At 65.7% G+C, this 23,263-nt stretch carries 21 protein-coding genes; 11 read left to right on the top strand and 10 right to left on the bottom strand.

Annotated features, from left to right (window positions below):
- Window positions 1-70: 70 nt before the first annotated feature.
- On the bottom strand, window positions 71-847 hold the full coding sequence (locus QX048_RS16065) for an SDR family oxidoreductase (protein WP_315826378.1): 777 nt from the start codon (window positions 845-847) through the stop codon (window positions 71-73).
- A gap of 157 nt (window positions 848-1,004) precedes the next feature.
- Here QX048_RS16065 and QX048_RS16060 point away from each other — a divergent pair, with 157 nt between their 5' ends.
- A complete protein-coding gene (locus QX048_RS16060; protein ID WP_315826377.1) occupies window positions 1,005-2,078 on the top strand; it encodes a tartrate dehydrogenase in 1,074 nt (357 codons plus the stop codon).
- Window positions 2,079-2,402: 324 nt separating this feature from the next.
- Here QX048_RS16060 and QX048_RS16055 read toward each other — a convergent pair whose 3' ends face one another.
- From QX048_RS16055 to QX048_RS16045, 3 genes are all read right to left on the bottom strand, one after another.
- Window positions 2,403-3,314 (bottom strand): NAD(P)-dependent oxidoreductase, encoded by a 912-nt coding sequence (locus QX048_RS16055; RefSeq protein WP_315715783.1) that lies wholly within the window; start codon window positions 3,312-3,314, stop codon window positions 2,403-2,405.
- Between the two features lie 218 nt (window positions 3,315-3,532).
- A complete protein-coding gene (locus tag QX048_RS16050) occupies window positions 3,533-4,783 on the bottom strand; it encodes a Zn-dependent hydrolase (RefSeq protein WP_315826376.1) in 1,251 nt (416 codons plus the stop codon).
- Window positions 4,780-5,742 (bottom strand): LysR family transcriptional regulator, encoded by a 963-nt coding sequence (locus tag QX048_RS16045; RefSeq protein WP_315715785.1) that lies wholly within the window; start codon window positions 5,740-5,742, stop codon window positions 4,780-4,782. The genes QX048_RS16050 and QX048_RS16045 overlap by 4 nt, the downstream gene beginning before the upstream one ends.
- A 113-nt stretch (window positions 5,743-5,855) precedes the next feature.
- Between QX048_RS16045 and QX048_RS16040 the strand changes: the two genes are divergently transcribed.
- The 6 genes from QX048_RS16040 (at window position 5,856) to QX048_RS16015 (ending at window position 11,446) form a co-directional block, all read left to right on the top strand.
- Complete coding sequence (locus QX048_RS16040) at window positions 5,856-6,674, top strand: putative hydro-lyase (protein WP_315826375.1); 819 nt, start codon at window positions 5,856-5,858, stop codon at window positions 6,672-6,674.
- Window positions 6,675-6,755: 81 nt separating this feature from the next.
- The gene (locus QX048_RS16035) at window positions 6,756-8,000 is read left to right on the top strand and encodes an ABC transporter substrate-binding protein (RefSeq protein ID WP_315715787.1); all 1,245 of its coding nucleotides are present in this window, start codon (window positions 6,756-6,758) and stop codon (window positions 7,998-8,000) included.
- A gap of 147 nt (window positions 8,001-8,147) precedes the next feature.
- A complete protein-coding gene (locus tag QX048_RS16030; RefSeq protein ID WP_315715789.1) occupies window positions 8,148-9,026 on the top strand; it encodes a branched-chain amino acid ABC transporter permease in 879 nt (292 codons plus the stop codon).
- Complete coding sequence (locus QX048_RS16025) at window positions 9,026-10,030, top strand: branched-chain amino acid ABC transporter permease (protein WP_315715790.1); 1,005 nt, start codon at window positions 9,026-9,028, stop codon at window positions 10,028-10,030. The genes QX048_RS16030 and QX048_RS16025 overlap by 1 nt, the downstream gene beginning before the upstream one ends.
- A complete protein-coding gene (locus QX048_RS16020) occupies window positions 10,027-10,758 on the top strand; it encodes an ABC transporter ATP-binding protein (protein WP_315749152.1) in 732 nt (243 codons plus the stop codon). Before QX048_RS16025 ends, QX048_RS16020 begins: the two co-directional genes overlap by 4 nt.
- Window positions 10,742-11,446: an ABC transporter ATP-binding protein gene (locus tag QX048_RS16015; protein WP_315826374.1), complete on the top strand. Its 705-nt coding sequence runs from the start codon at window positions 10,742-10,744 to the stop codon at window positions 11,444-11,446. Before QX048_RS16020 ends, QX048_RS16015 begins: the two co-directional genes overlap by 17 nt.
- 242 nt (window positions 11,447-11,688) lie before the next feature.
- Here QX048_RS16015 and QX048_RS16010 read toward each other — a convergent pair whose 3' ends face one another.
- From QX048_RS16010 to QX048_RS15985, 6 genes are all read right to left on the bottom strand, one after another.
- The gene (locus QX048_RS16010) at window positions 11,689-12,591 is read right to left on the bottom strand and encodes an ABC transporter permease (protein ID WP_315749155.1); all 903 of its coding nucleotides are present in this window, start codon (window positions 12,589-12,591) and stop codon (window positions 11,689-11,691) included.
- Window position 12,592: 1 nt separating this feature from the next.
- A complete protein-coding gene (locus QX048_RS16005) occupies window positions 12,593-13,528 on the bottom strand; it encodes an ABC transporter permease (protein WP_315749156.1) in 936 nt (311 codons plus the stop codon).
- 95 nt (window positions 13,529-13,623) lie between these two features.
- The gene (locus tag QX048_RS16000; RefSeq protein WP_315714958.1) at window positions 13,624-14,913 is read right to left on the bottom strand and encodes a PotD/PotF family extracellular solute-binding protein; all 1,290 of its coding nucleotides are present in this window, start codon (window positions 14,911-14,913) and stop codon (window positions 13,624-13,626) included.
- A 35-nt stretch (window positions 14,914-14,948) separates the two neighbouring features.
- Window positions 14,949-15,983 (bottom strand): ABC transporter ATP-binding protein, encoded by a 1,035-nt coding sequence (locus QX048_RS15995; protein ID WP_315826484.1) that lies wholly within the window; start codon window positions 15,981-15,983, stop codon window positions 14,949-14,951.
- A 508-nt stretch (window positions 15,984-16,491) separates the two neighbouring features.
- Complete coding sequence (locus tag QX048_RS15990; RefSeq protein ID WP_315749157.1) at window positions 16,492-16,704, bottom strand: hypothetical protein; 213 nt, start codon at window positions 16,702-16,704, stop codon at window positions 16,492-16,494.
- Between the two features lie 22 nt (window positions 16,705-16,726).
- Window positions 16,727-17,389, bottom strand: a complete 663-nt coding sequence (locus QX048_RS15985) for an aldolase (protein WP_315826373.1) — start codon at window positions 17,387-17,389, stop codon at window positions 16,727-16,729.
- A 120-nt stretch (window positions 17,390-17,509) separates the two neighbouring features.
- On the opposite strand from QX048_RS15985, the gene ltnD reads away from it, so the two are divergent.
- The 4 genes from ltnD to QX048_RS15965 all read left to right on the top strand — a co-directional run bounded on the left by ltnD (window position 17,510) and on the right by QX048_RS15965 (window position 22,818).
- Entirely contained in the window at window positions 17,510-18,433 is a 924-nt protein-coding gene (gene ltnD / locus QX048_RS15980) for an L-threonate dehydrogenase (protein ID WP_409998617.1), read from the top strand.
- 22 nt (window positions 18,434-18,455) lie between these two features.
- Complete coding sequence (otnI, locus tag QX048_RS15975) at window positions 18,456-19,238, top strand: 2-oxo-tetronate isomerase (RefSeq protein WP_315826372.1); 783 nt, start codon at window positions 18,456-18,458, stop codon at window positions 19,236-19,238.
- Window positions 19,235-20,512 (top strand): 3-oxo-tetronate kinase, encoded by a 1,278-nt coding sequence (gene otnK, locus QX048_RS15970; RefSeq protein WP_315826371.1) that lies wholly within the window; start codon window positions 19,235-19,237, stop codon window positions 20,510-20,512. The genes otnI and otnK overlap by 4 nt, the downstream gene beginning before the upstream one ends.
- A 278-nt stretch (window positions 20,513-20,790) precedes the next feature.
- Window positions 20,791-22,818 carry a methyl-accepting chemotaxis protein gene (locus QX048_RS15965; RefSeq protein WP_315749165.1) on the top strand — a complete coding sequence of 676 codons (2,028 nt, stop codon included), beginning with the start codon at window positions 20,791-20,793 and terminating at the stop codon, window positions 22,816-22,818.
- Window positions 22,819-23,263 lie beyond the last annotated feature (445 nt).

Genomic DNA, 23,263 nt, shown 5'->3' with positions numbered 1-23,263 from the left:
CTCCTGATGGCAAGCGTCCCGGCGCTTCGCTGTAGATCACGTTTCGGCTGAGGTGGAAAGGTCGCGGCGATCAACCCCACCCTGCGCTGATGCCGCCATCGACGGTATAGATCACGCCGGAGGTGTAGCCGGCACGGTCCGAGGCCAGGAACGCCATCAGGTCGGCGATCTCGCTGACATGCGCGGGACGGCCGAGCGGCAGGCTTTTCTGGAACTCCGTGTAGCGGCTCTCGTCACCGAACAGATCGCGGGCGCGGGTCTTGAGCAGGCTGACGTGGCGATCGGTACCGACCGGCCCGGGATTGATGCCGACGACGCGGATGTTGTCGGCGAGGCTCTTGGAGCCGAGCGCGCGGGTGAAGGCCATCAACGCTGCATTGCCGGCGCTGCCGCAGATGTAGTTGGCGTCGAAGTTCTCGCCGGCCGCGCCGATGTCGTTGATGATCACGCCGCCGCCGCGCGCCTTCATCTGGGCATAGACCAGCCGGGTCAGGTTGATGAAGCTGAACACCTTGAGGTCCCAGGCATGCCGCCAGGCCGCCTCGTCGATCTTGTCGATCGCGCCGCCCGGAATATCGCCGGCATTGTTGACGAGAATGTCGATGTCGGACGCCTCCTGCGCCAGCCGCGCGACGTCTTCGGATTTCCGCAGGTCCACCACATGCGCGGCTGCATCGATCTGGTGCTTCGATCGGAGCTGCTCGACCAGGGCGGAAAGGCGATCGCCGCTGCGCGCAGCGAGCCGGACGTGGCAGCCTTCCTCGGCAAAGGCTTCGGCCGCCGCGGCGCCGATTCCCTTGGACGCGCCGGTGATGAGAACGCGCTTGCCGCGCAGATGAAGGTCCATGGAGGCTCTCGCTGAGGGGAGGGAGACCGGATTGTCGGGCGCGTCAGCCATGCGGTCAATCTTGCACCGCAGCGTTGCGCTTCCCGGCCGTTTGGTCCATTCAGGCGATCGACAAATCAGCCTGGACAACCGGCGCCAACACTCAAGGATCCGCTCGATGAGCAAGAAGCCCTATCGCATCGCAGTCATTCCCGGCGACGGCATCGGCAAGGAGGTCATGCCCGAGGGCATCCGCGTGATCGAGGCCGCCGCCAAGAAGCATGGCGTCGCCGTGCAGTTCGACCATTTCGACTTCTCGAGCTACGACTACTACGAGAAGCACGGCCAGATGATGCCGGACGATTGGAAGGCGCAGATCGGCGGTCATGACGCGATCTATTTCGGCGCCGTCGGCTGGCCGGCCAAGATCGCGGACCACGTCTCGCTGTGGGGCTCGCTGATCAAGTTCCGCCGCGAGTTCGATCAGTACGTGAATCTCAGGCCCGTGCGGCTGATGCCCGGCGTGCCGTCGCCGCTGGCGGGCCGCAAGCCCGGCGATATCGATTTCTGGGTGGTGCGCGAGAACACCGAGGGCGAGTATTCCTCGGTCGGCGGCCGCATGTTTCCGGACACCGACCGCGAGTTCGTGACGCAGCAGACGGTGATGACCCGCACCGGCGTCGACCGCATCCTGAAGTTCGCCTTCGAGCTGGCACAGTCCAGGCCGAAGAAGCATCTGACCTCGGCGACCAAGTCCAACGGCATCTCGATCACGATGCCGTATTGGGACGAGCGCGTCGAGGCGATGGCGAAGAACTATCCGGGCGTGAAGTGGGACAAGTACCACATCGACATCCTCACCGCGAACTTCGTGCTGCACCCGGACTGGTTCGACGTCGTCGTCGGCTCCAACCTGTTCGGCGACATCCTGTCCGATCTCGGCCCGGCCTGCACCGGCACCATCGGCATCGCGCCGTCGGGCAACATCAACCCGGAGCGCCATTTCCCGTCGGTGTTCGAGCCGGTGCACGGCTCGGCGCCCGATATCGCGGGGCAGGGGATCGCCAATCCGATCGGCATGATGTGGTCGGGCGCGATGATGCTGGAGCATCTCGGCGAGAAGACCGCGGCGCAGTCGATCGTCGGCGCGATCGAGCGTACGCTCGCCGAGCGCACCTTGCGCACGCGCGATCTCGGCGGCAATGCCGACACGGTGGCGTGCGGCAAGGCGGTCGCGGAGATGGTGGACTAGGAACGCTGTTTGTTGTCGCCCCCGGCGAACGCCGGGTTGCATAGCCACGGTTCGTAAGGCGGATTAGCGGAGCGTAACCTGCCTTACTCATCGTTGCTGGACGACGGCGGATTACGCTCCGCTAATCCGCCCTACGCGATTGCCACCGTCCGCTCTCGATCAATCACGCGGTATGATCCCGGCATTCGCCGGAACGACAGTGGTAGTTTAGGCGACAGCTCGACCAACAACGTCATTGCGAGGAGCGCAGCGACGAAGCAATCCAGGGGCGCCGCGGGACTCTGGGTTGCTTCGCTGCGCTCGCAATGACGGAGGAGAGAGCGTTTACTCTGCCGCCACCCGCCGGCAGTGCTCCCACGCGGCGTGGATCAGGTTTTCGCTCGCCTCCGGGGTGCGGAAGGCCGAGTGCGCGGACAGCGTCACGTTCGGGATCGTGGTCAGCACGTGACCGGCGGGCAGCGGCTCGGTGGTGAAGACGTCGAGGCCGGCGTGGCGGATGTGGCCGCTGCGCAAGGCATCGATCATCGCGGCCTCGTCGACGATGGCGGCGCGGGCGGTGTTGACGAAGATCACGCCCTTGCGCATCTGCGCGATGCGCTCGCGCGACAGGAAGCCGCGGGTCTCGTCGTTGAGCAGGAGGTGCAGCGAGACGACATGGCTCTGCTGCAGCAGCGTGTCGAGGTTGACGAAGTCGACGCCCGGATGGCTCTTCGGCGAGCGGTTCCAGGCGATCACCTTCATGCCGCTGCCCGACGCGATGCGCGCGACCTCGGCGGCGATGCCGCCGAAGCCGATCAGGCCGAGCGTCTTGCCGGTCAGCTGCATGCCGTCGTCGCGCAGCCAGTTGCCGGCGCGCATCTCGCGGTCCATCTGCGCGATGCCGCGCGCCGAGGCCCACATCAGCGCAATGGCGGCTTCGGCAACCGCCGTGTCGCCATAGCCCTTGATCAAATGCACGGTGATGCCGAGCTGGCTAAGCTCCTCGGGGTTCATGTAGCTGCGCGCGCCGGTGCCGAGAAAGACGACGTGCTTGAGGCCCTTGCACTGCTTCGCGACCTCGGTGGGCAGGGCGGTGTGATCGACCACGCCGATCTCGGCGCCGTCGAGGATCGCCGGCCAGTCCTCCGGCTTGATGTCGGGGTTGAGATGCACGCGCATCTCGGGATCGCCCGATTTGCGCTGCCGCTCGAAGATCTCGGCCAGCGAGTCGTTGGCGTCGATGAATACTCCGCGCACGGATACCTCCTAGTTGTCCTGCCTGGCTAGTGCGGCAACAGAGGCGAACTCCCTCCCCCCTTGTGGGGGAGGGTTGGGGAGGGGGTAGCCCCGGGCGACACCGCCGTTGTGGACCCCCACCCCCGACCCCTCCCCGCAAGGGGGAGGGGAGCCCAGCGTGCCCGCGCTATTCAGGCTTGTGATTGATCATTGATATTGGAGTAGATTGAAGCAGTAGATCACGACGCCACGCCCGCCAGCGACAGGACGGTGTGCAGCAGGACATTCGCGCCGGCGGCGCAGTCGGATTGCGTCGCGTCCTCGAGCTCGTTGTGGCTGATGCCGTCCTTGCAGGGCACGAACACCATGGCGGCCGGCATGATCGTGTTCAGATTGCAGGCGTCGTGGCCCGCTCCCGACGTGATGCGCCGGTGCGAATAGCCGAGCGTGCCGGCGGCGCGCTCGACGGCATCGACCAGCTTCGGATCGAAATGCGTCGGCGGCTTGCGCCAGACCTGGTCGATCGCGATCTCGACGCGGCGCTTCTTCGCAATTTCACCCGCGGCCGCGCGCAGGCTGGCATCGAGTGCGTCCAGCGTATCGGCATTGGCGCTGCGGCAATCGATGGTGAAGGCGATCTCGCCGGGGATCACGTTGCGCGAGGGATTGGCGATGACGGCCTCGCCGATGGTCGCGACCGCGTTCGGCCCGAGCTTGATCGCGATCTGCTCCAGGGTCAGCGCAAACTCCGACAGCGCCAGCAGCGCGTCGCGGCGCAGCGGCATCGGCGTCGAGCCGGCATGGCTCTCGAAGCCCGTGACCTTGCCGTCGTACCAGAACACGCCCTGGCCGTGGTCGACCACGCCGATGGTCTTGTTCTCGGCCTCCAGGATCGGACCCTGCTCGATGTGCAGCTCGACGAAACCGGAGAATTTCTGCGTGCCGACGGCCGTCGCGCCGCGATAGCCGATCTCGTCCAGCGCCGCGCCCACGGTCATGCCTGCCGCATCTGTCCGCGACAAAATGTCCTCGACCGTGAAGTCGCCGACATAGGCGGCCGAGGCCATCATGGCCGGCGCGAAGCGCGAGCCTTCCTCATTGGTCCAGTTGACGATGCACAGCGGCGCGTCGGTCTCGATGCCGGCGTCGTTGAGGGTGCGGATCACTTCCAGCGCGCCGAGCGTGCCCAGAATGCCGTCGAACTTGCCGCCCGTCGGCTGGGTGTCGAGATGCGAGCCGAGCCCGACCGGGGGCTTCGACATGTCGCGGCCGCGGCGGAGGGCGAACATCGAGCCGAGCGTGTCGACGCGCACGTCGAGCCCGGCATCCTCGCAGGCTTTGCGGAACCAGTCGCGGACCTGCTTGTCCTCCTGGCTCAGGGTCAGCCGCCGCACGCCGCCCTTCGGCGTGGCGCCGAACCTGGCGGTCTCGTGGATGCTGTCCCAGAGGCGGGCGGAATCGATCTGCAGATTGGTGACGGCGCGGCTCATGCTTGAATTCCCTGTACTCCGGCATCCTGTCCATCGCGCGCCGCGACGAGCCCGTCAACCGATGCAGAGGGATGGCTGGCCGTCTGCGCCGTCCGGACTGCGAGCTCGGCGACGCGCTCGATCGCGATCATCTCGGGCGACGACAGCCAGCTCGCGGTGAAGGTCAGCGGTGGAATCCGCAGGTCCGTCTTCAACTCCTGCAGGCGGCCGCTCTCGATCTCGTTGGCGACGATCGCGGCCGGAATGACGGCGACGCCGAGCCCCTCGACCGCCATGTGGATCACGGTCGCCAGCGAGGCGCTGGCGTGCAGCCGCATCGGCGGCAGATGCGGGCGGTTGAACAGCGAACGCACATTGTCATAGGGCTGGGTGTTGCGCGGAAAGGTGATGATCGGAAACCGCGCCATCTGCTCGGCGGTGACCACGCCCGTGCCGAAGCCGAGGGCAGGGCTGGCGAGGAAGCTGATCGGATAGTCGCACAGCACGCGGCTGCGGATGCCGGACTCGGAGGGCGCGCCCAGCGCGAAGGCGAGCTCGATCTCCTGCGCCAGCAGGCGCGCGTGCAGATGGGGCGTGACGTCGACCTCGATCTCCAGCGACAGATTCGGATAGCTCTCGTTGACGCTCTTGATCAGCCGCGGCAGCCAGTCGTGCACGATGGTCTCGGCGACGCCGAGCCGGAGCACGCCGCGCATCGCCGAGCGGTCGCCGACCTCGGCCAGCATCTCCGCGCGCAGGCCGATCAGCTTCTCGGCATAGACCAGCATCTGCCGGCCGCTCGCGGTCGGGGACGCCACGCGATGATCGCGGTTGAGTAGCTTGACGCCGAGCTCGCGCTCGAGCTGGGCGATGCGCTGGGAGATGGCGGGCTGGGTCGTATTGAGGCGCTGCGCCGCGCCGCGGAAGCTGCCAAGCTTCACGACCCAGAGGAAGGTCTCGATGGAACGGAAATCCAGCATCGCGCCCCGCTCGGATCAATTTGTCTTATCGATCCTGATTAAAAACGAAGATTAGACTTTATAGCATGGCTGATGTTCAGTGAGTTTGTCGAGATATTAGGCAAGTGGCACAAATGACTGTTTCTGCGGCAGTGCAGCAATCAGCCGGCGAGACGGATCTTCTCCCGAGCCATCGGGCCCGCCTGGATTATCGCGCGGGCAGGGGCTGGAGCACGGCGGGCGTCGCCAACGGCTTCGTCCAGGGCAATCTGGCTGTTATCCCCGAGCAGTACGCCGGCGCCTTCCACCGCTTCTGCCAGCTCAACCCGAAGCCGTGCCCGATTATCGGCATGTCCGATCCGGGCAATCCTTTCATTCCGGCGCTCGGCGCCGATCTCGACATCCGCACCGACGTGCCGCGCTATCGCGTCTGGCGCGATGGCGAGATGGTCGAGGAGCCGACCGATCTCATGGCGCATTGGCGCGACGACCTCGTCGCCTTCGTGCTCGGCTGCTCGTTTTCCTTCGAGGAGGCGCTGATGGCCGACGGCCTGCCGATCCGCCACATCGAGCAGGGCTGCCGCGTGCCGATGTATCGCACCAACATCGCCTGCACGCCGTCGGGGCCGTTCGCGGGGCCGATGGTGGTGTCGATGCGTCCGTTCAAGCCGGCGCAGGCGATCCGCGCGGTGCAGATCACGACGCGCTTTCCCGCCGTGCACGGCGCGCCGGTGCATCTCGGCCATCCCGACCAGATCGGCATCGCCGACATCAGCAAGCCGGACTACGGTGACCCGGTGCCGGTTGGCGCCGACGAAATTCCCGTCTTCTGGGCCTGCGGGGTGACGCCGCAGGCGGTCATCGCTGCGGCCAGGCTGCCCTTCGCCATCACCCACGCACCGGGCCTGATGCTGATCACCGATCTCAAGAACAAGGATCTCGCCGTTCTCTAATCAGGCAGCCATGCTGCTCATTGAGCCTTTACCGTCGACCTCAACCGCTTCATCGATGCGCTTTCATCAGAGGATCTTGCCATGACCATCACGCGCCGAAACGTCCTGCTTGGAGCCACCGCCGCCGCTGCGCTCGGTCCGATCGCCGCCCGCGCCCAGACGTCGGAAGTGAAGATCGGCGTCATCTATCCGTTCTCCGGCGCCAGCGCCCAGATCGGCGTCGACGCGCAGCGGGCGTTCGAGACGGCGGCCGAGATCATCAACGGCAAGTTCGACTACGACCTGCCGCTGGCCCGTACCGAGGGTCTGCCGGGCCTCGGCGGCGCCAAGATCAAGCTGGTGTTCGCCGACCACCAGGCCGACCCGCAGAAGGGCCGCGCGGAGGCCGAGCGCCTGATCACCCAGGAGAAGGTCGCAGCCGTCATCGGCTCCTATCAGAGCGCCGTCGCGGTGACGGCGAGCCAGATCTGCGAGCGTTACCAGATTCCGTATCTGTCGGCCGACAATTCCTCGCCGAGCCTGCATCGCCGCGGCCTGAAGTATTATTTCCGCGCCGCCCCGCATGACGAGATGTTCTCGCAGGCGATGTTCGACTTCTTCGACGCGATGAAGAAGAAGGGCACCAAGATCGACACGCTGGCCCTGTTCCACGAGGACACCATCTTCGGCACCGATTCGAGCAATGCTCAGCTCAAGCTCGCCAACGAGCGCGGCTACAAGATCGTCGCCGACATCAAGTACCGCGCCAACTCGCCGTCGCTGTCGGCCGAGGTGCAGCAGCTCAAGGCCGCCAATGCCGACGTGCTGATGCCGTCGAGCTACACCACGGACGGCATCCTGCTGGTCAAGACCATGGCCGAGCTCGGCTACAAGCCGAATGCGATCGTGGCGCAGGATGCCGGCTTCTCCGAGAAGGCGCTGTATGACGCGGTCGGCGACAAGCTCGAAGGCGTGATCTCGCGCGGCTCGTTCTCGCTCGATCTCGCCGCCAAGCGGCCGATGGTCGGCAAGATCAACGACATGTTCAAGGCCAAGTCGGGCAAGGACTTCAACGACTACTCGTCGCGCCAGTTCATGGGCCTGATCGTGATGGCCGACGCCATCAACCGCGCCAAGTCCACCGACGGCGAGAAGATCCGCGACGCGCTGGCCGCGACCGACATGCCGGGCGAGCAGACCATCATGCCGTGGAAGCGGGTGAAGTTCGACGAGAACGGCCAGAACAACGACGCCGATCCGGTGCTGCTGCAATATGTCGGCGGCAAGTTCGTCACCATCTTCCCGACCCAGGCCGCGGTGGCCCAAGCCACTTGGCCGATGAAGTAAGCGTCTTCGGCCCGAGGGGCGGGGAGACCATGGCGGAGCATCTGTCGTGCTCCGTCATTGCGAGGAGCGCAGCGACGAAGCAATCCAGGGGCCGCAAAGAAGGTCTGGATTGCTTCGCTTCGCTCGCAATGACGGGGAGCAAGTGAAGTGACAGCAGAAACAATCATCCAAAGTCTCGCCAGCGGCCTCTTGATGGGCCTGCTCTACGGGCTGATCGCCGTCGGCCTGGCGCTCATCTTCGGCCTGATGGACGTCGTGAACTTCGCCCACGGCGAGTTCCTGATGATCGCGATGTACGCGACCTTCTTCCTGTTCGCGTATTTCGCGCTCGATCCGCTGCTGTCGGCGCCGATCGTCGCCGCTGCTCTCTTCGTGTTCGGCGCGGTGGTCTATCTTCTGATTGTCAGATTTGCGGTCAGGGCGAAGGCCAATACCGGCATGGTGCAGATCTTCTCCACCTTCGGTCTCGCCGTGCTGATGCGCGGTGTCGCGCAGTACTTCTTCACCCCTGACTATCGCAGCATTCCGCACTCCTGGCTGGGCGGCAAGACGATCTCGATCGCCGGCATCTATCTGCCGCAGCCGCAGCTTGTCGGTGCCCTCATTGCGATCGCCGCCTTCGCCGGCCTGTACTTCTTCATCCACCGCACCGATTTCGGCCGCGCGCTGGAGGCGACGCGTGAGGATGCCGGCGCGGTGGCGCTGGTCGGCATCGACAAGAACAAGGTGTTCGCACTCGGCTGGGGCCTTGGTGCGGCGCTGGTCGGCCTTGCCGGTGCGGTCATGGCGATCTTCTTCTATGTCTTTCCCGACGTCGGCGCGTCGTTCGCGACCATCGCCTATGTGACGGTGGCGCTCGGCGGCTTCGGCAGCGTATTCGGCGCCTTCGCCGGTGGCATCGTGGTGGGCCTCGTCGAGGCCATCACCACGCTGATCCTGCCGCCGTCGCTGAAGACTGTCGGAATCTACGGGGTCTATCTCCTCGTCGTCTTCATCCGCCCGCGCGGCCTGTTCGGATCGATCTGATGGACAAGGCATTCATCCAACGCCGTCGGCGCGACCTCGTCCTCGCCGCCTTCCTTGCGGCCATCGCCGCCGTCGTGCCGTTCTTCGTCAAGGACGTCTACGTCCAGAACATCATGGTGCTCACCCTGATGTACGCGGCGCTGTCGCAGAGCTGGAACATCCTGTCCGGCTATTGCGGCCAGATCTCGCTCGGGCACGCGCTGTATTTCGGGCTCGGGGCCTACACCACCGCAATTCTGTTCACCAAGTTCGGCGTGCTGCCGTGGTTCGGCATGCTCGCCGGCGGTCTGATCTCGGCGCTGATCGCCATGGCGCTCGGCTATCCCTGCTTCCGGCTCGGCGGCCATTACTTCGTCATCGCAACCATCGTCATCGCCGAGATCACGCTGCTCTTGTTCCAGAACTGGGATTGGGCGGGGGCGGCACTCGGCATCGACATTCCGGTGCGGCGTGACTCGTGGCTGACCTTCCAGTTCACCCGCTCCAAGCTGCCGTACTTCTACTTTGCACTCGTGCTCGCCTGCGTCGCCTGGTTCGTGACCTGGTGGCTGGAGGATTCGAAGTGGGGCTATTGGTGGCGCGCGGTGAAGGACAACCCGGTCGCCGCCGAGAGCCTCGGCGTCGACGTGTTCAACTCCAAGATGGGCGCGGCGGCCGTCTCGGCCTTCCTGGTCGCGATCGGCGGCAGCTTCTATGCGCAGTTCGTGTCCTACATCGATCCTGAAAGCGTGATGGGATTCCAGTTCTCGCTCTTGATGGCGCTCCCGGCCGTGCTCGGCGGCATCGGCACGCTGTGGGGACCGATGCTGGGCGCGGTCATCCTGATCCCGCTGACCGAGTTGACCCGCTCCTTCATCGGCGGCTCCGGCCGCGGCGTCGACCTGATCGTGTATGGCGGCCTGATCGTTGCGATCTCGCTGGCGCGGCCGCAGGGTCTGGTCAGCCTGTTCTCCCGCAAGCCGAAGCCGGCCGTTCAGCCGGCGAGAGAGGCGGTGGCGTCATGACCGCGCTGCTGGAAACCCGCAACATCACCCAGCGCTTCTCGGGCCTGACCGCGAACTCCGACGTCTCCATCAAGGTGGGGCATGGCGAGATCGTTGGCCTGATCGGTCCGAACGGCGCCGGCAAGTCGACCTTGTTCAACCTGATCGCCGGTGCGTTCAAGCCGACCGAAGGCGCCATCATCTTCAACGGCGAGGACGTCACCGCGCTGCCGGCCGCCGAACGCTGCCAGCGCGGCATCGGCCGCACCTTCCAGGTGGTGAAAAGCTTCGAAAGCATGACGGTGATCGAGAACGTCATCGTCGGCGCGCTCGTCCGCACCACCAACATGCGCGAGGCGCGGCGGAAGGCGCATGAGGTCTTGGAGTTCTGTGGCCTCGGCGCCCGCGCCGATGTGCTCGCCAGCGATCTCGTGCCTTCGGAGAAGCGGCGCCTGGAAGTGGCGCGTGCGCTCGCCACTGAGCCGAAGCTGCTGCTGCTCGACGAGGTCCTGACCGGCCTGACGCCGGTCGAGTCACAGAAGGGCGTCGAGCTCGTGCGCCGCGTGCGCGACACCGGCATCACGGTGCTGATGGTCGAGCATGTCATGGAGATCGTGATGCCGCTGGTCGATCGCGCCATCGTGCTCGATCTCGGCAAGGTGCTGATCGAAGGCAAGCCCACGGACGTCGTCCGCGATCCCAAAGTCATTTCCGCCTATCTCGGAGACCGCCATGCTGTCGGCGCGTGACATCACCACCGCCTATCAGGGCCTGGTTGCGATCTCGAATATCTCGATCGATGTCGAGAAGGGCGAGATCGTCTGCGTCGCCGGCGCCAATGGCGCGGGCAAGTCGACCTTGTTGAAGTCGATCGCCGGGGCCGAGCGGCCGCGTGCGGGCAGCATCACCTTCGACGGTAGCCGCATCGACGGCATGGCGCAGCACCTGATCACGGCCAGGGGCATCGCCTATGTGCCGGAGAACCGCCGGCTGTTCCCGCGGCTCTCGGTGCGCGACAATCTGCGGCTCGGCAGCTATCTCTATCGCGGCGAGGCCAACCGCGAGGAGCCGCTCGACTTCGTATTCACACTGTTTCCGCGGCTGTCCGAGCGGCTCGAGCAGCGCGCCGAGACCTTGTCCGGCGGCGAGCAGCAGATGCTGGCGATCGGCCGCGCTCTGATGACCCGGCCGCGGCTTCTGATGCTCGACGAGCCGTCGCAGGGCATCATGCCGAAGCTGGTCGACGAGATCTTCCAGGCCGTCAAGCGCATCCGCGACGCCGGCATGACCGTGCTGATCGTCGAGCAACGCATGGCCGAATGCCTGGAGATCGCCGACCGCGCCTACATCCTCCAGACCGGCCGCGTGCTGATGCAGGGCACGGCAGCGGAGATCAGCGGCAACAAGGATGTGCGGAAGGCGTATTTGGGGCTGTGAGGCGATATGTTCAATTGCCTGCTCTGCGTCGTTGTGTTCGCGGCGCGTAGCGAAGCCATCTAGAGTCCCGTCCGAGGCCCCTGGATCGCGTCGCTGCGCTCGCGATGACAGCGTTCGTGGAAGGCGCGGTGTCCGCCACAACCGTCATTGCGAGCGCAGCGAAGCAATCCAGGGGCCAAGGCAAAGTTCTCTTTGGCTAAGATGTCGAGCAACAGCGGCGACTGTTCGGTCAGCCGCCGCGGCTACACCATCCCCTTGCCGGCGTCGGACCCCTGGCGGCGCTGCCGCGCCTGCAGCATCAGGATCACCGACAGCGCGGCGAAGATCACGACGAAGGACACCGCCGATGTCAGCGTGCCCAGCGCGTAGATGTCGGGCTTGGTGACGGTCGTCGTCAGGCCCTGCAATTCCAGCGGAAGCGTATTCACCGAGCCGATCGCCTGGCTGGAGCGGGCGAGTTCGTCCCAGGACAGGGTGAAGCCGAACAGGCCGATGCCGACCACGGATGGCAGGATGATCGGCAGCACGACGTGGCGGAAGGTCTGCCAGGGCGTGGCGCCGAGGTCGCGTGCGGCTTCCTCCAGCCGGCCGTCGAAGCGGTTGAAGATCGCGAACATGATCAGGAGTCCGAACGGCAAGGTCCAGGTCAGATGCGCGCCGAGGCCCGAGGTGAACAGGCCCATCGCGGTGGTGTAGCCGTCTGCGAGCCAGCCGAGCCCGACATCGGCGCCGTGCTTGTTGATGAAGTCGTCGATCAGCCGGAACTCCAGCGCGATGCCGAGCGAGGTGATGATCGAGGGCATGATCAGGCTGGCGATCGCTGTGTAGAACAGGATCGAGGCGCCACGGAACGGCTTGCGGAACGCCATGCCGGCCGCGACCGACAGCACCACCGTGATTACCATCACCACGAGGCCGAGCGCCAGCGAGCGCTTGAACGCGGCGCCGATGTCGACGATGCCGCCGCCGGAAAACACCTTGCCGAACCAGGTCAGCGACACGCCGTTCATCGGAAACGTCAGGCCGCCATCCGGTCCTTGGAACGACAGGATGTAGATCGCGATCATCGGCCCGTACAGGAACAGCACATAGGCTGCGAAGAAGGCCGCAAGGATGTAGAAGGAGCGGGGGCGCTTGTCTCCCATCTCAGAGCTCCTTGCGCACGTCGACGATCCGCGTCAGCGCGGAGATGATGATGATGGTGATGCCGAGCAGGATCACGGCATTGGCCGCGGCGGCCGGGAATTGCAGTGCCGACAGCCGGGACTCGATGATCTTGCCGGCGGAGGCGATCTGCTGGCCGCCCATCACGCCGACGGTGACGAAGTCGCCCATCACGATGGTGATGACGAAGATCGAGCCGATCACGATGCCGGGCTTCGACAGCGGAATGACGATGTTGACCAGTGTCTGCCAGCCCGATGCGCCGGCATCATAGGCGGCCTCGATCAGGCGCTTGTCGATGCGGATCATCGAATTGAAGATCGGCACCACCATGAAGAACGTGAACAGGTGCACCAGCGCCAGCACCACCGAAAATTCGGAGAACAGCAGCCATTCGATCGGCTTGTTGACGATGCCCACACCTTGCAGGCCCTGATTGACGAGGCCGTTGCGTCCCAGCAGCGGGATCCAGGCGATCATCCGGATCACGTTGGAGGTCCAGAACGGGATCGTGCACAACAGCGACAGCACGATCTGCCAGGTCTTGCTGCGAACGTGGAAGGCGAGGAAATAGGCGACCCAGAAGCCGATCATCAACGTCAGGCCCCAGGTCAGCAGGCACAGCTTCAGCGTCTTCAGATAGGTCTTCAGGATCGTGCACAGTTCGGGCAGGTTGGCGACGCAGCCTTCGAAGGTGTCGGTATAGCCGCGGAAGCTGAACGCCGGGATCATCTCATATTCGTTGTAGTCCCAGGCGCTGACGACGACGACGAGCACCAGCGGCAACAGGAAGAACAGCGCGAATACCAGCATCATCGGGCCGGCCTGCAGCCACGCGATCGAGCGCTGGGTCAGCTTGCGGAAGGTGCTCTCCGCGGGCGCTACGGTGTCGGGCGAATTGTCGATCGTCACGGCCACGTGGGAAACCTGTCGTCCGGTGCGGATGTTTCGAAACGTCTGAGACGAGCTGCCGCGCCCACGACGTCGCGGGCGCGGCAGCAATGGCGGTCACATCAGGCGGCGATGAACTCGTTCCACTTGCGGACCATGTAGTCGTTCTCGTCCATGACGGCGTTCCAGCAGACGACGTTGCCCATGCGGTCCTCGTAGGAGCCGCCGTCGCGCACGGCGCCGGCCTTTTCCATCAGGGTGCCGTCGGGGGCCTTGATGTCGTTCTTCGCCGGCTTGCCTTCCATCCAGTAGCCCCACTCGTCCTCGGTCATGTTGGCCTTGGCGGTGGAGAGCACGGCCGAGTAGTAGCCCTGGCGGTTGAGATAGGCGCCGGCCCAGCCGGACAGGTACCAGTTGACGAACTCATAGGCCCAGTCGAGCTTCGGGCTGCCGCCCACCGCCTTGGAGACGCAGAAGCCCGAGGCCCAGGAGCGATAGCCTTCCTTGAGCGGCTGGAACACGCAGGGGATGCCCATCGAGCGCACCTTGGTGACGGCCGGCGACCACATCGACTGGATCACGGTCTCACCCGAGGCCATCAGGTTGACGGACTCGTTGAAGTCCTTCCAGAACGCGCGGAACTGGCCGGCCTTCTTGGCCTCGGTCAGCACCTTCATCGTCAGGTCGATCTCGGCCTTGGTCATGTTGCCCTTGTCGGCATATTTGTATTGGCCGGTCGCCTCGACGACGAGGGCGGCATCCATGATGCCAATCGAGGGAATGTTGAGGATCGAGGCCTTGCCCTTGAATTCGGGGTTGAGCAGCTCGGCCCAGGAGTTGATCGGGCGCTTGATCAGGTCGGGGCGGATGCCGAGCGTGTCGGCGTTGTAGACGGTCGGGATCAGCGTGACCCATTCGGTCGGGGTTGCCGAGAAGGTCTTGGAGTTTGCGCCGTCGAGATAGAGCACCTTCCAGGGCGCGGTGCCCTGGCCGCCGATCTTCTTGCCGTTCGGCAGCTCGCCCTTGGTGAAGACGGGCGTGATGTTGTCGAATTCCTTGATCTTGCGCGCGTCGAGCGGGAAGATGTTGCCCGACGGCACCAGCTTCTTGAGCGAGAAATATTCGGTGTCGAGCACGTCGAAGGAGTTCGGCTGGGTGATGACGCGCTTGGTGACGTCGTCGGTCGTCGCCGTGATGTATTCGATCTTGATGCCGGTGTCGGCGAGGCACTTCTTGGAGATCTCGTCGCCCTCGTTCACGGCGGTGCCGAGATAGCGCAGCACCTTGGCGTCGGCGGCGTGGACGTAGGGCGCGCTGAGCAGCGTGCCGGAGCCGGCGAGACCGGCAACGCCCGCCGCGCCCTTGAGCAGCGAGCGGCGGCTGATGGATGTCGTCTTCGATCGATCAGTCATGATCATCTCCTTGGGAAAGAACGAGCAAACGAAAATCAGGTGACCAGCTCCGCAGCCGGAGCGGCTGCGGCAGGGCGGGGCGTCAGTGCGTCAGCGAAGGCCATGTTCCAGGTGACGACGACGCGCTCGCCGATGCTGTGGGTCTGTGCATCGAACTGATCGTCGCTGAGCTGCGCCGAGATCTCGGGGCCACCGTCGGTCGCGACCGCGACCAGCACATAGGTGCCCTGATATTCGATCTTGCTGATGGTGCCGGGCACCACCGGGCCGTCGATCGCCGCATTCGGCGCCTTGAGCTGGATGCGGTCGACGCGCACGGCGAAGGTCTCGCCGTTCAGCGGGATCACGTTGTGGCCGCCGATGAAGCGGGCGGCGAATTCGGTGCGCGGATGATTGAAGATGTCGCGCGGGCTGCCCTGCTGCTCGATGCGGCCGCCATTCATCAGCACCACGAGGTCGGACAGCGCCATGGCCTCGTCCTGGCCATGGGTGACGTGAACGAAGGTGAGCCCGAGCTCGCGCTGCAGTCGCTTCAGCTCGGCGCGCATGCGCAGGCGCAGGAACGGGTCGAGCGCCGACAGCGGCTCGTCGAGCAGCAGGATCTGCGGCGAGGTGATCAGCGCACGGGCCAGCGCCACGCGCTGCTGCTGGCCGCCGGAAAGCTGCGCCGGCAGGCGGCCAGCATAGCTCTGCATGTCCACCAGCTCGAGCAGCTCGCGTGCCTTGGCGTGGCGCTCGGGCTTGGACACGCCTTTCATCTTCAATGCAAACGCGACGTTGTCGATCACCGACAGATGCGGAAACAGCGCATAGGACTGGAACATCATCGCGGTGCCGCGTCCTGCGGGCGGCAGCTCGGTGACGTTCCTGGCGCCGACGATGATGTCGCCCGATGTCGCGGATTCGTGGCCGGCGATCATGCGCAGGGTGGAGGTCTTGCCGCAGCCGGACGGGCCGAGCAGACAGCAATAGGAGCCGGCGGGAATCCGCAGGTCGATTGCGTCGACGGCGGTGACGTGACCGTACATCTTCGTCACCTTCACCAGTTCCAAGCTCGCGCCCGCCGCCATCCGCCCTCCGTCGTCCTGTCCCGTGTCGGTCATGATCGCAGCTCGCTCCGTCGGGCGCCCGCGATCCGGCCCGTCTGATGTCTGCAACGGATATGCCAAGGGTCGCCGTGGGCGCGGAGCAGCGCGTGAAGATTGCGCGTTGGATGAGATGCGCATGCAACGCTCGAAAGGGCATTCCCCGGTCCCGGCGTCAGTCCGCTCAGATGGGCCGCCGATCCGGCCAAACAGCCGCGCCCACGCCGATGTGGAGGCATTTTGCCCTGTCCTTTCGTGCTCCGGGCGTGCTCAGCGATAGGCTGCAATCGATGGTGGAAGAGCGGGGCGCATCCTCGCGCCGCGGCAGCGACGAGCTGCCGGTGTTGTCCTTGCTCGACCGATCCGTCCCTGATTGCTGCCGCAGTCGCACTTTGCCTGAATATTAGGCATCGTTGTCCTCCCGAGGCAAGGCAGCTTGATGAGCGACAAGGCGGCGCAGGCTACCTCGCATGCAGGCCAGGCTGGCGGGACGCTAGATCCGCCGCGCCCGCGATCTCGCCTGCGCGGCGGCCACCAGCATGCGCTCGGCAATGCCGCGCAGCTCGCTGACCGCGATCGGATCAGAGGCGGCGAACGCGTCATAGGAGTCGGCTGCGATCGGAAACCAGCGATAGAAGCGGGCCTCCTCGTAGAGCACGCGGACAGCGGCATCGATCTCGGCCGGCGTTGTTGCCAAATATTGCATGCCCATCCATCCGCCGGCGGGATCAGTGATGACCGTTGTGATCGGGCAGGGTGAGGCCGAAGACTTTGACCAGATCGTCGACCTGCTGCGGCGACAGCTGACGCGGGTTGAGCCCGCGCAGCAGCAGATAGAGCTTTGCGGTCTCCTCGAGCTCCTCCATCGCGAACACGGCGGCTTCCAGCGTGTCACCGGACACGACGGGCCCGTGATTTGCGAGCAGGACCGAGGCGTATTTGCCGGCGAGACCCTTGATGGCATCGGCTACCGCGGGATCGCCCGGACGATGATAGGGCACCAGCGCGGTCTGGCCGCAGCGCATCAAGTAATAAGGTGTCAGCGGCGGCAGCGCGGCGCGCGGATCGATCTCCGGCAGCATCGAGATCGCGACCGAATGGGTCGAGTGCAGATGCACGACGGCGCGCGCGACGTCGCGCGTCTGGTACAGCGCCGTGTGCAGCGGCACCTCCTTGGTCGGTGCATCGCCCGAGACCAGTCGCCCTTCGGCGTCGAGCCGCGACAAACGGGCCGGATCGAGGAAGCCGAGCGAGGCATTGGTCGGCGTCACCAGCCAGCCGCCATCATCGAGTCGCACGCTGATGTTGCCGGACGAGCCCGGCGTCAGCCCGCGCTCGAACAGCGAGCGGCCGAACCGGCAGATGGCCTCGCGAATCGCAGTTTCCGCCACGGGTCTTTCCTCGCATGTCGCTGTTTTGCCGCTTTGTCTCACGCTTTGGCAACGCGGCCAAGCCGTGATACCCAGAGTGCAGTCCGGGGCAACCGGACGTCTCCGGGAAACGCTTCAGGGATCTGCCGCATGCCGTCGCCATCGCAATTGAAAGTCGCCGTGATCGGGCTTGGCTCGATGGGATTCGGCATGGCGACCTCGCTGAAGCGCGCAGGCTTCGAGGTGACCGGATGCGACGTCTCGGCGGACGCGGTGGCGCGTTTCGTGGCCGACGGCGGCAAGGGCGCGACGACTCCCGCCGAGGCGGCTGATGGCGCCGATATCGTGGTCAGCGTCGTCGTCAATGCGGCGCAGACGGAAGCCATCCTGTTCGGCCCCGGCGGTGCTGCCGAAACCATGCCGAAGGACGCCGTGTTCGTCTCCTCCGCGACCATGGATCCTGACGTTGCGCGGCGGCTGGCGAAGCAGCTCGAAGCCGCCGGCCGGCACTACCTCGACGCGCCGATCTCCGGCGGCGCGCAGCGCGCCGCGCAAGGCGAGCTGACGATCCTGGCCTCGGGCAGCGCGGCGGCGTTTGCCAAGGCGCGGCCGGCGCTCGATGCGATGGCGGCCAAGCTCTATGAGCTCGGCGATGCCGCCGGGCAGGGCGCTGCGTTCAAGATGATCAACCAGCTTCTCGCCGGCGTGCACATCGCAGCGGCGAGCGAGGCCATCGCCTTCGCCGCCAAGCAGGGCCTCGACATCCGCAAGGTCTATGAGGTCATCACCGCCTCGGCCGGCAATTCCTGGATGTTCGAGAACCGCATGCCGCACGTGCTCGACGGCGACTACACGCCGCGCAGCGCGGTCGAGATCTTCGTCAAGGACCTCGGCATCATCCAGGACATGGCACGCAGCCATCGTTTTCCGGTGCCGGTCTCGGCCGCCGCGCTGCAGATGTTCCTGATGACGTCGGCCGCCGGCATGGGCCGCGACGACGACGCCTCTGTGGCGCGGATGTATGCGCAGGTCACCGGCACGACGCTGCCGGGCCCCTCCAAGTAGCAGCACGACGAGTATTCACGCCATGCCCCGCTTCGCCGCCAATCTCTCGATGATGTTCACCGAGCATCCGTTCCTCGACCGCTTCACGGCCGCCGCCAAGGCCGGCTTCACTGCGGTCGAATTCCTGTTTCCGTATGACCATCCGGCCGAGGAGGTCGGCCAACGGCTGCATGGCAACGGCTTGACCCAGGCGCTGTTCAACCTGCCGCCCGGCAATTGGGATGCCGGCGAGAAGGGCTTTGCGGCGCTGCCGGAGCGCTTCGACGATCTCAAGGCGAGCCTCGAGACCGCGCTGCCCTATGCCATGGCGACCGGCGTGAAGCGGCTGCACATGATGGCGGGGATCGCCGAGCGCAGCGATCCGAGGGCGGTGGAGGCGTACTACAAATCGGTCGCATGGGCGGCCGAGTTCTTCGCGCCCCACGGCCTCGACGTCGTGATCGAGCCGATCAATCCGCGCAACGTGCCCGGCTACTTCCTCAACGATTTCGGCTTCGCCCGCGATCTGATCCGTGAGCTGAAGATTCCGAACCTGAAGCTGCAGTTCGACATCTATCATTGCCAGATCATCCATGGCGACGTCACGATGCGGCTGCGCGAGATGATGGACATCATCGGCCACATCCAGATCGCCAGCGTTCCCTCGCGCAACGAGCCCGACGGCGAGGAGCTCAACTATCCGTTCCTGTTCGGGGAGCTCGACCGGCTCGGCTATGCCGGCTTCGTCGGCTGCGAGTACAATCCGCGCGGCCGCACCGAGGACGGGCTCGGCTGGTTCGCGCCCTACAAGGGAGTGAAGCCGTGAGCCTGAAGCTCGGCTGCATCGCCGATGACTACACCGGCGCCTCCGATCTCGCCAACACCCTGACCCGCGCCGGCCTGCGCACGGTGCAGACCATCGGCGTACCGGCTGATGACCTCACGCTGCCCGAGGTCGATGCCGTCGTGGTGTCGCTGAAGAGCCGCTCGATTGAGGCGTCGCTTGCCGTGGCCCGCTCACGCGAGGCCGACACATGGCTGCGCGCACGAGGCGCCGACCACGTGCTGTTCAAGATCTGCTCGACGTTCGATTCCACCGACGCCGGCAATATCGGTCCTGTCATGGACGCGCTGGCGGGCGATGCCGGTGAAACGATCGTGCTGGTGACGCCGGCGTTCCCGGAAACCAGGCGGACCGTCTATCAGGGCAACCTGTTCGTCGGCGGCGTGCCGCTCAATGAGAGCCCGCTCAAGGATCATCCGCTCAACCCGATGCATGACGCCAATCTGGTGCGCGTGCTCGGCCGGCAAAGCCGACGGAAGATCGGTCTGGTCGATCTCGCCACCGTGGTGCATGGGCCGGAGGCGATCAGCCACCGGCTGCAGGAACTGGCCGGGCAGGGCATGGGTGCCGCGATCGTCGACGCCGTGTTCGATGCGGACCTGACCGCGATCGGTGCGGCCGCCTTGAAGAGCCGGGTCTCCGTCGGCGCGTCCGGCATCGGGCTCGGTCTGGCGCGCGCTTTGGTCGAGGCCGGGCGCGTGCATTCCCACGGCTTGGCGCATCACGCCGATGCCCCCGTCGGCGGCTTGGCCGCCTGCCTCGCCGGCAGCTGCTCGCAGGCGACGTTGCAGCAGATCGCGCAGGCCGAGACCATCATGCCGGTGCTGCATCTCGATGCGGCGGGTCTGGTCGCCGGTCCGGACGAGACGCAGCGCGCGCTCGCCTGGGCGCGTGAGCGCATCGCCAAGGGGCCTGTGCTGATTGCCTCCAGCGCGACGCCGGATCAGGTCAGCGCGCTGCAATCCAGGCACGGCCGCGAGGCGGCGGGGCACGCCATCGAGCAGGCGATGGCCGATCTCGCCGAGGGGCTGATCCAGGCCGGCGTGCGGCGGTTGATCGTCGCCGGCGGCGAGACCTCGGGCGCTGTCGTTGATCGGCTGGGGATTCCGGGCTTCCTCGTCGGTCCGGAGATCGCGGCCGGCGTGCCCGTGCTTCGCACGATCGGCGCCGACGCAGGCGACATGCTGCTGGCGCTGAAGTCCGGCAATTTCGGTGGGCCGCAGTTTTTCGCCGACGCGCTCGGGCTGATGCGCTAACTGCGCGTCAGCCGACTCCCGGCTGCGTCGGCCCGTGCCGGATTTTGGAACGACGTGCTTGGCCTCGGTCCCGATCTCATCATCTGCTTAGTTTGTGAGCCGTCGCTCGGCGCGGCAGCGCCGTCGTGCCGCCATAAGCATCGGGACGCACACTGAAAAAGCAGAAGTTTTTTGCGTGTAATGCCCGATAACTCCCGTAAATTAACGGTCTCTAGGGACCTCACCGCTATACCTCCAGTACGGACCGTCGCGTGACGCGTTCATCTGTGGGTAGGGCAATGAAACTGAATCGGATCGGCTACAAACTCGGGCTCGCTGGCGCCATCGGCGCATCTCTCGCCGTCGGCATGATCGCTAACCAGTTGATGGCGGAAAGAGCGGTCAACCACGCCAATCAGCAGGCCGAGCGCGCGCGGCGCGTCGTCGAGAGCGTGCTGTCGGCCAGCATCAACATGCAGCAGACCCAGCTCGGTGGCCGTTCGGCACGGCTGGCGCGTGCGCCGGCCGAGGCAGAGAAGGCCGCCGCCGACATTCAGCAGTTCTCGACCGGGATGGTGACGGACATCGACGCCGCACTCGCCAACGTGTCGACCGCCGACAATCGCGCCCGGCTGACCCGGATCAAGGAGCTGATGACGAGCTATGCCGCAGGAGCGGTCGATCTCGCCGAGGCGCAGAAGAAGTTGCTGACGCAGATCGAGAAGCGCAGTGCCGTCTCCAACGACTGGAACACCAGCCTGAAGGCGCTGCTCGCCTCGCCGTCGCTGCCGAAGCTCGCCTTCCGCGAGCGGGTCGAGCGCCAGCTTCACGCCGCCGATGCCAAGTTGAACTACATGCGGTCGCAGGCCTGGCGGTTCGGTATGACTGGCGATGCCGCGACGATCCTGACGGTGAAGCAGACGGTGCCGGGGCTGAAGAGCTCGCTGACCGATGCCCGCATGCTGGCCGACGACCGCGAGATCCAGGCCACGATCACCAAGCTCAATGGCCTCGCCTCGGACTTCGTCGCCGCGAACGACGAGGTGGTGAAGACCGAGGGGATCAAGGAGGCCGTGCTGCGCGACCGCACGCTCATCTATCTCGGCGAGGCCGGCGAGCTGATGTCCTCTGCGATCCAGGACGCGCGCGCGCGCAACGCGAGCGCGCGGTTCGAGGCAGACCAGGTCGCCGCGCAGGCGAGCTATATCACGCTGTTTGTCGGATTGGCGGTTCTGTTGTCGGTGATCGGTTCGGTCGTGTTCTCGTTCCTCGGGATCGCGCGGCCGTTGACGCGGCTGAACGCGGCGCTCGGCGAGATGGCGCGCGGCCGGCTCGACATCGCCATTCCCGGCGCATCGCGGGGTGACGAAATCGGCGATCTCGCCAAGACCGTAACGGTGATTCGTGGCAATGCGGAGGAGAAGGCGCGCGCCGAGGCCGAGGAAAAGAGCGCGCAGGACGCGATCACGGCGCGCCAGCGCAAGGCCGACATGCAGCGGCTGGCCGAGCAGTTCGAAGCCGCGGTCGGCGAGATCGTGAACACCGTCTCGTCGGCCTCGAGCCAGCTCGAGCAGTCCGCCACCACGCTGACCCAGGCCGCGACGCGCTCGCAAGGCTTGACGACGGCGGTTGCGTCCGCCTCGGAGGAAGCCACGACCAACGTCCAGTCGGTGGCGTCTGCGACCGAGCAGATGGCCTCGTCGGTCACCGAGATCAGCCGTCAGGTGCAGGAATCGGCGCGCATCGCCAACGACGCCGTCGGCCAGGCCCGCACCACGACCGGGCGCGTCAGCGAGCTGTCCAAGGCTGCCACCCGCATCGGCGACGTCGTCGAACTGATCAACACGATTGCCGGCCAGACCAACCTGCTGGCGCTCAACGCCACCATCGAGGCCGCACGCGCCGGCGACGCCGGCCGCGGCTTCGCAGTCGTCGCCTCGGAGGTCAAGGCGCTGGCGGAGCAGACCGCGAGGGCGACTGGCGAGATCGGCCAGCAGATCTCGAGCATCCAGGTCGCAACGCAGGAGTCGGTCAGCGCGATCAAGGAGATCTCCTCCACGATCGAGAAGCTGTCGGAAATCTCCTCGACCATCGCAGCCGCCGTCGAAGAGCAGGGCGCGGCGACGCAGGAGATCTCGCGCAACGTCCAGCAGGCGGCGCATGGCACGCAGCAGGTCTCGTCCAACATTGCCGACGTCGAGCGCGGTGCGGCCGAGACCGGGTCGGCCTCGGCCCAGGTGCTCTCAGCGGCACAGGCGCTGTCCGGCGACAGCAATCGTCTCAAGCAGGAGGTCGCGAGCTTCCTCGGTTCGGTGCGGGCGGCGTAACGCCGAGCCGCGGAGGCGGCCAACTCCCGGTCGCGCAGGGGATTGGAAGGCCGGAGCATCGAACGCTCCGGCCTTTTGCGTTGTCTCGCGTTGCATCGACGCCGGCAAACTAACCTGCGTAGTCAATCTGCGTTTTTAACTTGTGTTAAGAATCGGCGCGTAGGGTCTGGACGTTCGCGGCCAACGCGCAGTCGAGTCCCACGGGCAGACGGCGCTTCTCTCGTTCGGTCGCACGGCACGAGACGACGCGTCGCACGGCAAGCCGGAGCGCGTTACCGATCTGGACGGGCAACGATCAGTTTTCGATCGTTGCTCCGTATTTGCACGGACATCGTCTTAACCAGACTTAATATTGGGTTCCGTAGCTTCCACGCGTGGGCTGCGGGCCCGTTTGCGTGACGACGAGGGCGAGCCCCCGACCGTCGACGTGATCTGTCCCCGAGCG

Source organism: Bradyrhizobium sp. SZCCHNS30572 (genome assembly GCF_032484415.1).
GTDB lineage: Bacteria > Pseudomonadota > Alphaproteobacteria > Rhizobiales > Xanthobacteraceae > Bradyrhizobium.
Note: the sequence above shows the minus strand (reverse complement) of the source record. Positions and strands in the feature narration are given on the sequence as shown.

Excerpts from the sequence above, each read along its gene's own strand:
- QX048_RS16065 (WP_315826378.1), bottom strand. The coding sequence starts at position 847 with ATGGACCTTCATCTGCGCGGCAAGCGCGTTCTCATCACCGGCGCGTCC.
- QX048_RS16060 (WP_315826377.1), top strand. The coding sequence starts at position 1,005 with ATGAGCAAGAAGCCCTATCGCATCGCAGTCATTCCCGGCGACGGCATC.
- QX048_RS16050 (WP_315826376.1), bottom strand. The coding sequence starts at position 4,783 with ATGAGCCGCGCCGTCACCAATCTGCAGATCGATTCCGCCCGCCTCTGG.
- QX048_RS16045 (WP_315715785.1), bottom strand. The coding sequence starts at position 5,742 with ATGCTGGATTTCCGTTCCATCGAGACCTTCCTCTGGGTCGTGAAGCTT.
- QX048_RS16040 (WP_315826375.1), top strand. The coding sequence starts at position 5,856 with ATGACTGTTTCTGCGGCAGTGCAGCAATCAGCCGGCGAGACGGATCTT.
- QX048_RS16035 (WP_315715787.1), top strand. The coding sequence starts at position 6,756 with ATGACCATCACGCGCCGAAACGTCCTGCTTGGAGCCACCGCCGCCGCT.
- QX048_RS16025 (WP_315715790.1), top strand. The coding sequence starts at position 9,026 with ATGGACAAGGCATTCATCCAACGCCGTCGGCGCGACCTCGTCCTCGCC.
- QX048_RS16020 (WP_315749152.1), top strand. The coding sequence starts at position 10,027 with ATGACCGCGCTGCTGGAAACCCGCAACATCACCCAGCGCTTCTCGGGC.
- QX048_RS16015 (WP_315826374.1), top strand. The coding sequence starts at position 10,742 with ATGCTGTCGGCGCGTGACATCACCACCGCCTATCAGGGCCTGGTTGCG.
- QX048_RS16010 (WP_315749155.1), bottom strand. The coding sequence starts at position 12,591 with ATGGGAGACAAGCGCCCCCGCTCCTTCTACATCCTTGCGGCCTTCTTC.
- QX048_RS16000 (WP_315714958.1), bottom strand. The coding sequence starts at position 14,913 with ATGACTGATCGATCGAAGACGACATCCATCAGCCGCCGCTCGCTGCTC.
- QX048_RS15995 (WP_315826484.1), bottom strand. The coding sequence starts at position 15,983 with ATGGCGGCGGGCGCGAGCTTGGAACTGGTGAAGGTGACGAAGATGTAC.
- QX048_RS15990 (WP_315749157.1), bottom strand. The coding sequence starts at position 16,704 with ATGCAATATTTGGCAACAACGCCGGCCGAGATCGATGCCGCTGTCCGC.
- otnI (WP_315826372.1), top strand. The coding sequence starts at position 18,456 with ATGCCCCGCTTCGCCGCCAATCTCTCGATGATGTTCACCGAGCATCCG.
- QX048_RS15965 (WP_315749165.1), top strand. The coding sequence starts at position 20,791 with ATGAAACTGAATCGGATCGGCTACAAACTCGGGCTCGCTGGCGCCATC.